Below are 11,781 nucleotides of genomic sequence, written 5' to 3'. Positions count from 1 at the left end.
ATGGATGTGGGTGTTGGTCATACTTTGAAAGGCAGCAATCGCGCCTCTACTATTGTTTTAGTAGTGTCGGGTGTTTTAATGGTTGCTGGCGCCGTATGGATTTGGTAGCTGTGGAGTCGTAATGCGTATTTACAAGGACTAAAAGCGTCCTTTAAAGCTAACTTACGAAAGTATTTATAATCGACGGTTCACGCTTAAACGGTTGAATCCTTTCGGGCTTCCGAATAGCTGTTAGCTGAAAGCTATCATGAGCTAAGTTTTCTGTGCATCATCAAATGTGTTAATGGGAGCGCCATAGTACTAGGTACAAATATGGCTCTAGGACAATGTTAGATGTTTTGGATTTTGAGGCGGATCGCTCTTATCGAAGATCGTCTAATTCGCTCTGAAGCGCAGGTTTTTTGAAACTATCACCTGGTTGGCACACTGTGCGAATCAACATCAGATATGAGAAAGCCAATCAGGTGAACACTACCCTCGAGGGCTCATCTGTCCAGTTAAAGCCTCGAGTCTTTCTGGGTGCGCAAAAGACAAGAAGGTTATATGGGAAAATTATGAGGCCTGGATACCATGCGTCATGGGCGTGCCGATGCTGTGAGTGACAGAGCGAGAAGCAAGTGAAAGTCCCTGAAGTAGGGGCGGGATGCGCCCGAGTGGCATTTTTTGTCTTAAGGTAGATCGCGTAGCTGTTCTTCAGAATAATCTTCAGAGCGTTGACGACAGCCATCGCTGTGCATTCCTCAAGAATAGAATGTGTCGGAAGGGTGGCGTCATTGGTGTTAGTCATCGCTTAGGATTTCTCAATCTGGCTTACACGGGCGCCTGTACCGATATCCCCGCGGATGGCGACGTATCGATGTTGAATTCCTCGCCAGACGAAGTGCAATGAGCTGCGGCTATAGGCTTGCGCAGCCTTAGATAGCCGGCCGTCGCAGGCGCGCCGGTTGGCCGGGATCTTCTTCTGCCCGTCAGGTGTCCGGTCGGAACTCCAGCACGAACGCTACGACCTTTTCGGCGGACATTTCGCACGGCTTCAACAATGTCCTATCTGATGTAACGCGGAAGAGGTTGAAGCTGACAATGTCAGTCCCGTCCAACTCCCTGGCGAACAGACTGTTGCGACGTCCGTCCCCAGATCGCCGGACGATCAAGCTGAAACGCCGGCCTTCATAAGTCCCTTCTCTGTATCCCTCCGCAAGCTTCGCGAAAGCGGCATCGAACTCGGAATGCTCCATGTCATCCATCCTTATTGATAGAACAGAGGCGCGGCGGGTGCGAGACCGCCAGTGCCGGGTCGCGCTAAGGTGCCGGGCAGATTCCTGCAGCCGACGAGGCCCGGGGTGGGCAGGATAATTGAGATGTCGGCGCCCGCATGGCTATCAGCGAAGTCGTCCGTCCAGTCTGCTAGGCAACGTCCACGCCTTTCCAGAAAGCGATGTAATCCCGGATACCCTCGGCATCCGGAGTGGGGGCGGGATAGGTCCAAGCGGCGTTCACGTTGAGCGCGTCACCCGCGCGAACATGAAAGAAGCGCGCGGCGCCTTTGATCGGACAGACAGATGTGTGCGGGCTCATCTCAAGCAGGCTCAGGTCGACTCCTGACGGTGGGAAGTAGTGATTTCCCTCGACGATGACTGTTTCGTCGCTTGTGGCGATAGTAGTGTCTTTCCAGATGGCTGAGACCAACGGACTCTCCTTTTGTATTCATCAACCGGCGAAGGCTCGCGGGCTGGCTGCCCCAAGCCGCACCTCCTCAGGTGGCAGGCGGGTTGCGTCCGAGAAGTTTGTCGAGCTCGCCTCTGACATCGAGCGCGAATAGCTCATCGGAGCCACCGATAAGGGTGCCATTGATGAAGATCTGCGGCACGGAGCTTCGCCCCGACGCTTCCGCCATGGCCTGCCGGTGAGCCGGATCCGCCTCAATATCGAGCTCCTTCCATCGCACGCCCTTTTCCTTGAGGAGCGCCTTCGCTCGGCGGCAGAACGGGCACCAATTCGTGGTGTACAGCAATACATCAGTTGTCATATTGCATCTCCGGCAGTTGCACGCGGATCGCTGTCATGGCGTTGATCTCCAATTCGCGGCGTTCAAAGATGGCGACTGCACCTTGGCCGACATCGGAGCAGATGCTGACGATTGGCCGCTATCCAGGCGACATGGCCCAAAGTGCTTTCACCGCCAGGCAGAGGCCGCACGCGCCTCCTGTAGCGCCGAGCCGATGCTCTAAGGTAACCGAGCCTCGATTGGGACGGAAGCGGTCCCGCTCGAATCGCCCATCATGCTGGTCGAGCATATCAGGACGACGGATAGTGCAGGAACTTTCAAATTGAGCTTGATGTCGAGCCAGGTATCGCGAGCGAAGGCGTTCTAGAGGCCGGGGGGTACGAAGACTGTGTTCGGCAAAACGGTTCACGTTGATCGCCAAAGCTTCCCAGGGCGCACGTCTACGATCGGCGCGACGTGAGATAGCTCGCGCCGCTAGCCCCCGTAGCGCTCCGTCTTGATGATGGAGGCGTCCAAGCCCGCCAGCAGCGCGCTATCGGTTGCGATGTTGACGAATCCGTTAGACCCGCAGACGAACACTTGCGTCGGCTTTCCCTGAAGCCTGGTTAGAATTTCTTGGACCATCATGCCGTCGATCCGTCGCGCAAAGTCCGATGCGCGAACCGGTTTCTCGCGCGTAATCGCGAGCGCCAGGACGAACGCCGGATCGCTGATTTCGATGCAATGAAGTTCTTCTGAGAAGAGAACGTCCTCGGCGGTTCGTGCGGACAGGAGCAACGCTGTCGGAACGGCTTGGGCCAATGCGCGGCGCTGCCGGATCATTGCCATCAACGGCACGAGGCCGGAGCCTCCCCCGATCAACAGAACCGGATCTATGGCAGGCTCAGGCCAAAGGAAATGGCCACCGAGCGGACCGCGAACTTCGATTTCGTCACCAATCGCCGCGATGTCGTGAAAAAACGGCGAAACTTCGGCATCCGGCATGCGCTCGATAGCTATCTCGACGATCGGGGTCGAAACTGCCGATGACCCGATCGAGTAGCTGCGCATTGCACTGTAGCCGTCGGGCGCGGTCAGCCGGATATCGACGTGCTGACCTGCGGTGTGCGCGAACGGCTTGCTCAACCGAAGGAAGAAGCTCTTGATACTCGGTGTTTGCTGGATGATGTCGTCGATCACGCATGATTGCCACGAACGGACTTGCGCTTCGTTTTCAGTCATGGGTGTATCGTTGTTCGCGCCACGGATCGCCGTAGATGTGATAGCCGTGCAGCTCCCAAAAGCCGGCCTCGTCACGCGTCGTGAATTGCAGCGCATTCACCCATTTGGCGGATTTCCAGAAGTAAAGGTGCGGCACTAGAAGACGCGCCGGCCCCCCATGATCGCGGGAAAGTGGCTTGCCCGCATAACTGAGGGCGACCATCGCTTTCCCGGAAAGCAGATCCGTCAGAGGGACGTTTGTCGAATAATTATCGTAGCAGTGCGCCAAGACGAAATCGGTAGGCCGATCAAGCTCTGCATCTGCAAGGATGTCTTCAATGAGTACACCCTCCCAAACGGTATCCAGTTTGGACCAAGAGGTGACGCAGTGAATATCCTTTGTCACCTGGGTCTTTGGTAGAGTGTTGAATTCGCCCCAATTCCACGTTTTGACGGGCTTCGGACCAATTTTGACTGTGAATTTCCAGTCGGAGGGCTCTACCCTCGGCGTAGGGCCGGCCGACAGAACAGGGAAATCCTCCACCAGATGCTGACCTGGCGGAATCCGATCGGACTGGTCGCCTGAACCGCGACCGGTGAAACCTCTGGTGACCATAGTGACCCCTCTTGCTCGATACGGCAGACCGAAGCCGGCCTTCATTTCAGTACTCTGCGTAAAGCATTTGCCCGCACATCCGCCGAATAAGCCAATCGACTAAAAATCAGATACAGATGCTCTATCATCGTAAAAAATCGCGTATCGAACATAGCGTCAGGCCAGCATGATTCCCAATACCCAATGGCTATAGGGTAGATAACCCCAAGGCTGCGTACGCTGATCTGCGGTATGCGGAGCGGAAGTTGCAGGTTCGCTCTCAAACGGATGGGCAGCGTGCAAAGCTCAAGGCTCACCAGCGCATGGTTGCCCAGTTCGCGCTCGCCGGCAGCTTGAGTATATTAAGGACGAAATGTCGATCTGATCTATTCTGGCTTCAGGAAATAGGGAAAATAAGGTCGGACGTTCGCGCACCGTCGCGACGCGCGATCATCCACTAAGCTTCTGTATCGGGGTTGGAGGATCAGATGAACGAGATCGAACGACAAGCGCCTGAGCTGCGGGTGCAAAAATGGATTGGCAAAGATGGGGAAAGTATCGCGCCGTTCAAACTGTCAGATATCGGGCCCGGCCCGAAAATCTTGTTTGCCTTCCAGCATTGGTGCCAAGGTTGCCATTTGCATGGGTTTCCGACGCTACAAAAGTTGCATGCAGCGTTGAGCTCAAAAGACGTGGGGTTCGCAGTGATCCAGACCGTCTTCGAAGGAACGCATGAGAATACCTTCGAGAAGTTGCGCGTGAACCAGCTCAAGTATGAGCTTCCTATCGTTTTCGGTCACGACGAGCAACCGACCGGCTCGCCGTTTCCAACCTTCATGGAAGACTACCGCACACGAGGAACTCCGTGGTTTACGGTTATCGACGCTGGCGGTAGCATTGTTTTCTCGGACTTCCATCTCGACGCGGAGCGACTAGTGAAGCAACTTGAGCAAGGTTAATCGTTGGAAGGTGGGCAATCATCCTGATTGCCACCCATCCCCTGATGCCCACTACAGGCGTTGCGCGCTGTAACTCTGTTGATCAGCGTGCGAAAACCCGGATCCGGATAGGAGGAGCGTCAACGATTGAATCAATCCGTTGGGAGAGGGCGGCTCCGCTCCGTCAGCTCGGCAATAGATAACCCATTCTCGCCGAGCAACTCTCTGATCCGATCGACGATATGAGCCCCTAGCGCCGCTGTCTTGGTCCCCCCCACAGATTCCCAAGATGCGAGTTCACACGCCGATACCTCGTGGTCAGCGCCGAAGTGCTTCTGTCGGTATGTCACCGCCGCCCTTCAATGATAAAGGCGCGGTAACGGGAACCGGCAAAGCGTTGAGCAGCGATGGTTTGGTAGGCGGGACTGTCATACCAGTCGCGAGCGGCCTGCATCGTCGGGAAACGCAAGATTACGGCCCCTTCGATGGGCGGCCCCTCCAAATGCTGGATCGCGCCATAAGCGGCGAGAAAGGTAACGTCGTGACCATCGAACGATGGTCCGACGCCTGCAGAATAGGTTGCGAGTGCATGTGGGTCGCTGGTTTCTTCCCGCGTAAAGACGACGAACGCTTCCATCATTAGGCCTCTCAAAGGTTGGATCTGTTGGCCATTACCACCGGTGATGGCCTCACAGTCGTCAGGCTGGCAACTGGAACCCGATTTTCATGAGTGCCTCGACGCACGCATCCTGATCCTGCTGATAGTTGCCTCCGGAGATGCCTATGCCGCCGATCAACTTCCCATCCTCCAGAATCGGATAACCGCCGCCGACAGCGACCATCCGAGGGCGATAGGCTAGCGGCGCCACTTTTGGATCGTTGGTCACATAGTCGTTCCAGACATGGGTCGGGAACCCAAACGAGGCGGAACTCCAGGCCTTGTCGATGGCAACATCGACGGTAAGGAACGGCGCATCGTCGGTGCGCTCGAACGCGCGCAGGTTACCGGTGGCGTCGACGACGGCGACGGCAGCCGGGATGCCGATGGCACGGGCCGCAGCGAGCGCCGCGTCGATGAGGGCGACTGCGGTTTCGCGGTTGATCGAGGCGGTGGCAATAGATTTGGTCATGGGATTCTCATCGCTGGGGCATAACCCGTTCGGCTTTTTGAGGTTGGACAAGATGTTTGGCGATCGCGGTCGTTAGAAGCCTTCGAGGACGATCTTGCCTTTAGCCGCGCCACTTTCGATCAGTGCATGCACCGTCTTCAGATTGGCGGCATTGATCGGCGACAGTCGCCGGGTCAGCGTCGTGCGGATTTTGCCGTCGTCAACCAGCGCTGCCATTGCATCCAGAATCTCGCCCTGCTCATTCATGTCGGGCGTGCCGTAGATCGACCGCGTGAACATCAGCTCGTGGTGGATCGACACCGCCTTGCGCTTGAAAACCATGATATCGAATGCCTTGGGATCGTCGATCAGTCCGAACCGTCCTTGTGGGGCGATCAGTTCGGCGATGTCGGCGACATGTTGCTCGGTATGTGTGGTCGAAAAGACGAAAGCGGGAGCACCGATGCCGAGTTCGGCGATCTGTGGCGCGAGCGGACGAGAATGGTCGATGACGTGGTGAGCTCCAAGCCCTCTTACCCACTCTTGGGTTTCCGGTCGAGAGGCTGTGGCGATGACGGTGAGGTCCGTGCGCTGTCGCGCGATCTGGACGGCGATCGACCCAACCCCGCCCGCGCCACCGATGATGAGGATCGCCTCCGCCGCACCGGGTACGGGCTTCGCCACGTCCAGGCGGTCGAACATCGCCTCCCAGGCCGTCAACGTCGTCAGCGGCAGCGCCGCCGCTTCCGCCCAGGAGAGCGACGCAGGTTTGTGACCGACAATCCGGGCGTCGACGAGATGGAACTCCGCATTGGTACCGGGCCGTGTGATCGATCCGGCATAATAGACCTCGTCGCCTAACTCGAACTGCGTGACGTCGGGGCCGACCTCGCGCACAATCCCGGCGGCATCCCATCCCAGCACCTTCCAATCGCCATCTGCCGGCGGCGTGCTGTTGCGGACCTTGTAGTCGACCGGGTTGACCGAGACGGCCTTCACCTCAACCAGGATATCGTATCCTGCAGCGACAGGCCGAGGCAGATTGATGTCGACCAGCGCGGCATCCGCGGCGATGGGTCCCGGAACCTTGTAACCAATGGCTTTCATAAATGTCTCCAGCTTGCTTGATCGGATGACGCGAATGCTCGTTAGTCAACTTCTTCTACATTGAGGTCCCGACTCTTGAACTGGGTCGCGGTAGCAGATTTCATCGAACACGTCGATCAACAGGCCCTTATGCTCGGTCGCCGGATCGGTGATCGCGTAGAGGGTGGAGGCGTTATCGCCATCATCACCGCTTCCGAGGCGAAACGCCGCGTCGACGCAGATGCCGCACGGACCGATGGTTGATCCTGGCTCGAGATCGACGAGATTGCTGTCCTTGACGCGCTATTCGCGGTCTTAGCCCTTGGCGATGAAGGACTGAACTGCTTGTAGAGCGTCGGTCAGCTGCTATGTCATGGACGCACCTTCATCTTGAGTTGGATTGGACAAGCTTCCGTATAAGGCCCGCTGTAACCGTCAGATGACGGCGAAGAAAACGATGGGCAGTATTCACAGCCACTTAGCCTTCTTGAAGCGCACAAATAGGAAAACGCACGATATCGCTATCACTCCGAGCACGACAAAGTATCCGTAGGCCGTGTCCAGCTCCGGCATGTGCTTAAAGTTCATGCCGTATATTCCAGCGATCGCCGTCGGGACTGCCAGTATTGCCGCCCAAGCCGCCAGCTGGCGGGTGATCACCCCCGTCCTTTGCGCTTCAAGAAGGCTGCTGGCCTCAAAGACCGTGGACAGGACAAGCAGGAGGCCGTCGACCATGGACTGCACGCGGTGGACATGGTCCGCGACGTCGTGGAAATATGGTGTCATTTCGGCGCTGATGCAGGGAAAGTGGCCGCGAACGAGCTTTCGCACCAGCTCGGCCATAGCCCCGAGCGTGCGCTGGAACCGCGTGAGTTCGGACCTTAGTTCGAAGATTCGCGCCACCTCTTCTGGCCCGAGGAAATCGTGCAGCGACCGTCGCTCCATCGCCAGGACGTCGTCCTCGATCATTTCGAAGATGGGCAGATACTGGTCGACCACGCGATGCAAGATCGCGTGCAGCACATAGTCGACACCCTTGCCGAACTGCGTCGGCGATGCCTCGAGTTGCTCCCGAAGTTTGCCCAGCGCTCCGGCATTGCCGTGCCGCACGGTGATAAGGTGATTGTGACCGGTGAAGATCGCCATCTTGCCGTAGCTGATCCGGTCGCCGACCAGCTCGGCGGTCTGCGCGACGACGTACAACTCATCGTTGTAGACCTCGAGCTTGGGCGGGCACAGCGGGTGCATCGCGTTGTCGATCGCCAACGGATGAAGATTATATGTCCTTTGGATCGCGAGTAGTTCCTCGGGGGTGGGTTCGCTAAGCGCGATCCAGCAGAAGCCCGAGCGACTCTCGCCCAACTTGACGTGCTCATCGAGCGCGATTTCGCGAACTCGCTTGCCTTCGTTGTAATAATAGGCGGCGATGATGCTCATGCTGGCCTCGCGGGAATGTGGAGGCCACGCTGGACGGCCGGTCGAGCCAGCCCGCGTCCAAGCCATGCGCGGACGTTCGAAAAGCTGCTGAGGCCAAGGATGTCACCCGCAGCGTAGAATTCCACCAGCGCATTCACCCAGCCGAGCGTCGCGATGTCCGCGATCGAATAGTCGTCGACGATCCAGTCGCGGCCTTCCAGCCGGCGATCCAGAATCCCCAGCAGACGCGTGGATTCGTCGATAAAGCGCTGTTGCGGCCGCTTGTCCTCATAGTCCTTGCCGCCAAATCGCAGGAAGAAGCCGAGCTGACCGAACATCGGCCCGATGGCCGACATCTGAAAGAACACCCACGCTAGGGTCTCGTAACGCTGGCCTGGTTCGGTGGAGATGAACTGACCCGTCTTGTCGGCCAGATAGAGGAGGATCGCACCGGATTCCCATAAGGCGATGGGTCTACCGTCAGGGCCAGCCGGATCGATGATCGCCGGTATGCGTCCGTTCGGGTTCAGCGACACGAACGCCGGATCCTTCGACTCGTTGTTCGAGATGTCGATCAGGTGGGGCTCGTACGCCAGGCCAGTCTCCTCAAGCATGATCGAGACCTTGACGCCATTGGGCGTAGGGGCTGCGTAGAGTTGCAGGCGATCGGGATGAGATGCCGGCCAGCGCTGCGTGATCGGAAAGGACGAGAGGTCTGGCATAAATCTGCGATCCTGGTGTTGCGATGGCGACTGACTGGAACGAGCCGTCACTCTGAAGTAGGGTTCGATGACCGCGTCGCTGAACGACGCGGTCACGAAGATTGCGGACCGGATCGGCGCAGTGGCAACGGCAGTGAAGCCTATTCCGCCGCGGTCCCGGCCGCTGGCTGTACGTCGTCAACCTTTTGGCGCTTCGGAAGCACCCAGCCGGGACGGACGAAGTGGCAGGTGTAGCCGCCCGGGCGCTTCTCCAGATAATCCTGGTGATCGGGCTCGGCCTCCCAGAACTCGCCGACCGGCTGGACCTCGGTCACCACTTTGCCATCCCACAGCCCCGAGGCATCCACATCGGCGATCGTATCCTCGGCGACGCGCTTCTGCTCCTCGTCGACATAATAGATGCCCGACCGGTAGGAGAGCCCACGATCATTGCCCTGGCGGTTCAGCGTCGTCGGATCGTGGATCTGGAAGAAGAATTCCAGGATGTTCCGGTAGCTCGTCACTGTCGGGTCGAAGACAATCTCGATCCCCTCGGCATGCGTGCCGTGATTACGATACGTGGCGTTCGGAATATCGCCGCCCGTGTAACCCACACGGGTCGAGATGATGCCGGGCCGCTTGCGGATCAGATCCTGCATGCCCCAGAAACATCCTCCTGCGAGAACAGCGCGCTGATGCATGTTAAGCCTCCTCTACTTGATCGAGATATTCACCGTATCCCTCGGACTCCATCTCGTCGCGCGGGATGAAGCGAAGGGACGCTGAGTTGATGCAGTACCGCAGACCGCCGCGGTCGGAAGGACCATCGGGGAACACATGGCCGAGATGACTGTCTGCGTGTACTGACCTGACCTCCGTCCGGACCATGCCGTGTGCGCTGTCCCGCACCTCGTTCACGTTTGCCGAAACGATCGGCTTGGTGAAGCTGGGCCAGCCAGTACCCGAATCGAACTTGTCCGTCGAAGCGAACAGTGGCTCTCCCGACACTATGTCGACGTAGATGCCAGGCTCCTTGTTGTCGTTGTACTCGCCCGTGAAGGGCCTTTCGGTGCCCGCCTCCTGGGTAATTCGGTGTTGCTCGGGAGTCAGGTGGTCGATTGCTGTCTGTGACTTTTCAAACTTCATTACAGTCTCCAATACTTATCTAGAGGGCCAGGCACGCTACCGCTAATTTTTTATGTCTCCTGATTTGCTCCTACAATGGTAGTGGGATGGCAAACGAGGTTTTACTAAGTGTTGGAAAATTAGAGATTTAAATTTCGCGTCTATTAATTCTAGCGCAACTGAGTGGTTAAGCAAGTACGTAATCAGTAAATATTAAAAAAATAACACAAAAGCACGATTATATAATACAGTGTCAGTGTTTTATGATAATCAACAACGCCTGTCAAGGCAATCGCATGAAGCTCACCTGAGACCTAATAGTTCAGCCCGATAATCATCAGAGGTTGCAGCAATCAGCCTTCGTGCCTTGATGCCACCCTTGCGCTTGACCGGATCCAACCGGATCAAATTCAATGTAAGTTGCTTGAGAACGGCCATGTTGTGGGCAGCATGCCCGGTTCGGATCCGCATCTGATCGTCACCAAAAATGACATCCATGCACCAGTGGACGCGGTTCTCCACGCCCCAGTGCGCCCTGATGGCATGTGCGATGCGCTCTGCATCCGGAGCAAGACTGCTGATGTAGTAACGGCGCTCCAGGCTGGTCTGGTTGCCCACAGTCCGCTCGGACTCCAGCATCACGAAAGTGCGCAGTCCTGGCCAGCGTTCTGGCTGTGGCAGGCACTGGAGTTGGTCGAAAACATGGCTGCGACGAACCTCCAGCCGGCCATGGTCCTTCTCGACATGCTCGAAGTGCGCATGGGGTACCCGGGCAGGATCGCCGTCCAAAAAGGTGTCAGCGAAGTCATCGATCGCTTCGGCCAGCTTCGGCTGGTTTCCCTTGATGGCCAGCAGATAGTGCGCCCCGCGATCGAGAATGGCCTGTGCAATGTCCGGCTGGGTACCCATGGCATCGATCGTCACGGTGCAGCCCTCAAGCGCCAGTGTGGCCAGCAGCTCAGGAATGGCGGTCTTCTCGTTGGACTTCTGGGAGGTCGCCCTCTGCCCGAGAATCAGCCCTGAATCAGCCGCAAAAGCGCTGACCAGGTGCAACGGGGCCGTGTTTTTCTTGCCGGAGCGGCGACTGGTCTTGCCGTCTAGGGCAACCACTTGCGGAGAAAGGGCCGGTAGGATCGCCGCAACCCAACAGCGGAAGGCCTGCTCGAACTCCTCTGGATCGATCAGGCTGAATAGCCGTCCAAAGGTGTCGTGTGAGGGAATGCCGTGGGGTAGTTTCAGAATACGGCGGAACCAGTCCAGCCGCTGCTCAGCCCAGAGTTCGATTTCGATGAAGGTGTCAGCGCCGGCAAGCACGCCGCAGATAGCCACGACCAGTGTTTCGACCAGGTCGTGACGAATCTTGCCCTGCTGACGGGGATCATTGATGGCGACCAGAACATCGGAGATTGGTATGTGATGCGACATTGCAGGGCATCCTGAGTAGAGAGGCGCTCAGGATGCCCGCTGGGAAAGGACTCATTCAAATCGGCAGGCGTTCATGCGATTGCCCTGCAACGCCTGTTTAGATGCTGGTAGATGCGAATTTTTTGGCGTACAGTCAAAATTTTCTGATGGTTGCTTAGTGTGTTGGCGCTGATGGAAAATT

At 57.3% G+C, this 11,781-nt stretch carries 15 protein-coding genes; 2 read left to right on the top strand and 13 right to left on the bottom strand.

Going from position 1 to position 11,781, the window contains the following annotated elements; genetic code table 11:
* Window positions 1–968: 968 nt before the first annotated feature.
* From APH44_RS28300 to APH44_RS28280, 5 genes are all read right to left on the bottom strand, one after another.
* Window positions 969–1,235 carry a hypothetical protein gene (locus APH44_RS28300; protein ID WP_003464988.1) on the bottom strand — a complete coding sequence of 89 codons (267 nt, stop codon included), beginning with the start codon at window positions 1,233–1,235 and terminating at the stop codon, window positions 969–971.
* 169 nt (window positions 1,236–1,404) lie between these two features.
* Entirely contained in the window at window positions 1,405–1,686 is a 282-nt protein-coding gene (locus APH44_RS28295; protein WP_003464986.1) for a DUF427 domain-containing protein, read from the bottom strand.
* Window positions 1,687–1,753: 67 nt separating this feature from the next.
* A complete protein-coding gene (gene grxC / locus APH44_RS28290) occupies window positions 1,754–2,026 on the bottom strand; it encodes a glutaredoxin 3 (protein ID WP_005005995.1) in 273 nt (90 codons plus the stop codon).
* Between the two features lie 453 nt (window positions 2,027–2,479).
* Window positions 2,480–3,226 carry a ferredoxin reductase gene (locus APH44_RS28285; protein WP_054895597.1) on the bottom strand — a complete coding sequence of 249 codons (747 nt, stop codon included), beginning with the start codon at window positions 3,224–3,226 and terminating at the stop codon, window positions 2,480–2,482.
* Complete coding sequence (locus tag APH44_RS28280) at window positions 3,219–3,821, bottom strand: sulfite oxidase-like oxidoreductase (protein ID WP_003464980.1); 603 nt, start codon at window positions 3,819–3,821, stop codon at window positions 3,219–3,221. Before APH44_RS28280 ends, APH44_RS28285 begins: the two co-directional genes overlap by 8 nt.
* Before the next feature lie 467 nt (window positions 3,822–4,288).
* On the opposite strand from APH44_RS28280, the gene APH44_RS28275 reads away from it, so the two are divergent.
* Complete coding sequence (locus tag APH44_RS28275; protein ID WP_003464979.1) at window positions 4,289–4,759, top strand: hypothetical protein; 471 nt, start codon at window positions 4,289–4,291, stop codon at window positions 4,757–4,759.
* 325 nt (window positions 4,760–5,084) lie between these two features.
* Here the strand turns inward: APH44_RS28275 and APH44_RS28270 are convergent, their stop codons facing one another.
* The 3 genes from APH44_RS28270 to APH44_RS28260 form a co-directional block, all read right to left on the bottom strand.
* Window positions 5,085–5,378: a DUF1330 domain-containing protein gene (locus tag APH44_RS28270; protein ID WP_010591688.1), complete on the bottom strand. Its 294-nt coding sequence runs from the start codon at window positions 5,376–5,378 to the stop codon at window positions 5,085–5,087.
* 58 nt (window positions 5,379–5,436) lie between these two features.
* Window positions 5,437–5,868: a heme-binding protein gene (locus APH44_RS28265; RefSeq protein ID WP_005006001.1), complete on the bottom strand. Its 432-nt coding sequence runs from the start codon at window positions 5,866–5,868 to the stop codon at window positions 5,437–5,439.
* Between the two features lie 72 nt (window positions 5,869–5,940).
* Window positions 5,941–6,954 carry a zinc-binding alcohol dehydrogenase family protein gene (locus tag APH44_RS28260; RefSeq protein ID WP_002118279.1) on the bottom strand — a complete coding sequence of 338 codons (1,014 nt, stop codon included), beginning with the start codon at window positions 6,952–6,954 and terminating at the stop codon, window positions 5,941–5,943.
* A gap of 75 nt (window positions 6,955–7,029) precedes the next feature.
* Here APH44_RS28260 and APH44_RS30195 point away from each other — a divergent pair, with 75 nt between their 5' ends.
* Window positions 7,030–7,197, top strand: coding sequence for a hypothetical protein (locus APH44_RS30195; protein WP_016487060.1), 168 nt, complete (start codon window positions 7,030–7,032; stop codon window positions 7,195–7,197).
* Between the two features lie 204 nt (window positions 7,198–7,401).
* On the opposite strand, the gene APH44_RS28255 is transcribed toward APH44_RS30195, so the two are convergent.
* The 5 genes from APH44_RS28255 to APH44_RS28235 all read right to left on the bottom strand — a co-directional run bounded on the left by APH44_RS28255 (window position 7,402) and on the right by APH44_RS28235 (window position 11,600).
* On the bottom strand, window positions 7,402–8,370 hold the full coding sequence (locus APH44_RS28255; protein ID WP_003464971.1) for a magnesium and cobalt transport protein CorA: 969 nt from the start codon (window positions 8,368–8,370) through the stop codon (window positions 7,402–7,404).
* Complete coding sequence (locus tag APH44_RS28250; protein ID WP_003464969.1) at window positions 8,367–9,071, bottom strand: glutathione S-transferase N-terminal domain-containing protein; 705 nt, start codon at window positions 9,069–9,071, stop codon at window positions 8,367–8,369. The genes APH44_RS28255 and APH44_RS28250 overlap by 4 nt, the downstream gene beginning before the upstream one ends.
* Before the next feature lie 140 nt (window positions 9,072–9,211).
* The gene (msrA, locus tag APH44_RS28245; protein ID WP_003464967.1) at window positions 9,212–9,751 is read right to left on the bottom strand and encodes a peptide-methionine (S)-S-oxide reductase MsrA; all 540 of its coding nucleotides are present in this window, start codon (window positions 9,749–9,751) and stop codon (window positions 9,212–9,214) included.
* 1 nt (window position 9,752) lies between these two features.
* A complete protein-coding gene (msrB, locus tag APH44_RS28240; protein WP_003464965.1) occupies window positions 9,753–10,196 on the bottom strand; it encodes a peptide-methionine (R)-S-oxide reductase MsrB in 444 nt (147 codons plus the stop codon).
* 282 nt (window positions 10,197–10,478) lie between these two features.
* Complete coding sequence (locus APH44_RS28235) at window positions 10,479–11,600, bottom strand: ISAs1-like element ISPa60 family transposase (protein ID WP_076611919.1); 1,122 nt, start codon at window positions 11,598–11,600, stop codon at window positions 10,479–10,481.
* Between the last annotated feature and the right edge of the window lie 181 nt (window positions 11,601–11,781).

It is taken from the genome of Pseudomonas sp. NBRC 111143, from assembly GCF_001320965.1.
GTDB lineage: Bacteria > Pseudomonadota > Gammaproteobacteria > Pseudomonadales > Pseudomonadaceae > Aquipseudomonas > Aquipseudomonas machongensis.
The sequence above is the reverse complement of the archived record's forward strand: the minus strand, read 5'-3'. Positions and strand labels throughout refer to the sequence as shown.

Bases quoted from the DNA above. Each gene is read 5' to 3' on its own strand.
- APH44_RS28275 (WP_003464979.1), top strand. From the start codon at position 4,289: ATGAACGAGATCGAACGACAAGCGCCTGAGCTGCGGGTGCAAAAATGG.
- APH44_RS28255 (WP_003464971.1), bottom strand. From the start codon at position 8,370: ATGAGCATCATCGCCGCCTATTATTACAACGAAGGCAAGCGAGTTCGC.
- APH44_RS28285 (WP_054895597.1), bottom strand. From the start codon at position 3,226: ATGACTGAAAACGAAGCGCAAGTCCGTTCGTGGCAATCATGCGTGATC.
- APH44_RS28265 (WP_005006001.1), bottom strand. From the start codon at position 5,868: ATGACCAAATCTATTGCCACCGCCTCGATCAACCGCGAAACCGCAGTC.
- grxC (WP_005005995.1), bottom strand. From the start codon at position 2,026: ATGACAACTGATGTATTGCTGTACACCACGAATTGGTGCCCGTTCTGC.
- APH44_RS28260 (WP_002118279.1), bottom strand. From the start codon at position 6,954: ATGAAAGCCATTGGTTACAAGGTTCCGGGACCCATCGCCGCGGATGCC.
- APH44_RS28280 (WP_003464980.1), bottom strand. From the start codon at position 3,821: ATGGTCACCAGAGGTTTCACCGGTCGCGGTTCAGGCGACCAGTCCGAT.
- msrA (WP_003464967.1), bottom strand. From the start codon at position 9,751: ATGCATCAGCGCGCTGTTCTCGCAGGAGGATGTTTCTGGGGCATGCAG.
- APH44_RS28270 (WP_010591688.1), bottom strand. From the start codon at position 5,378: ATGATGGAAGCGTTCGTCGTCTTTACGCGGGAAGAAACCAGCGACCCA.
- msrB (WP_003464965.1), bottom strand. From the start codon at position 10,196: ATGAAGTTTGAAAAGTCACAGACAGCAATCGACCACCTGACTCCCGAG.
- APH44_RS28250 (WP_003464969.1), bottom strand. From the start codon at position 9,071: ATGCCAGACCTCTCGTCCTTTCCGATCACGCAGCGCTGGCCGGCATCT.
- APH44_RS28300 (WP_003464988.1), bottom strand. From the start codon at position 1,235: ATGGAGCATTCCGAGTTCGATGCCGCTTTCGCGAAGCTTGCGGAGGGA.
- APH44_RS28235 (WP_076611919.1), bottom strand. From the start codon at position 11,600: ATGTCGCATCACATACCAATCTCCGATGTTCTGGTCGCCATCAATGAT.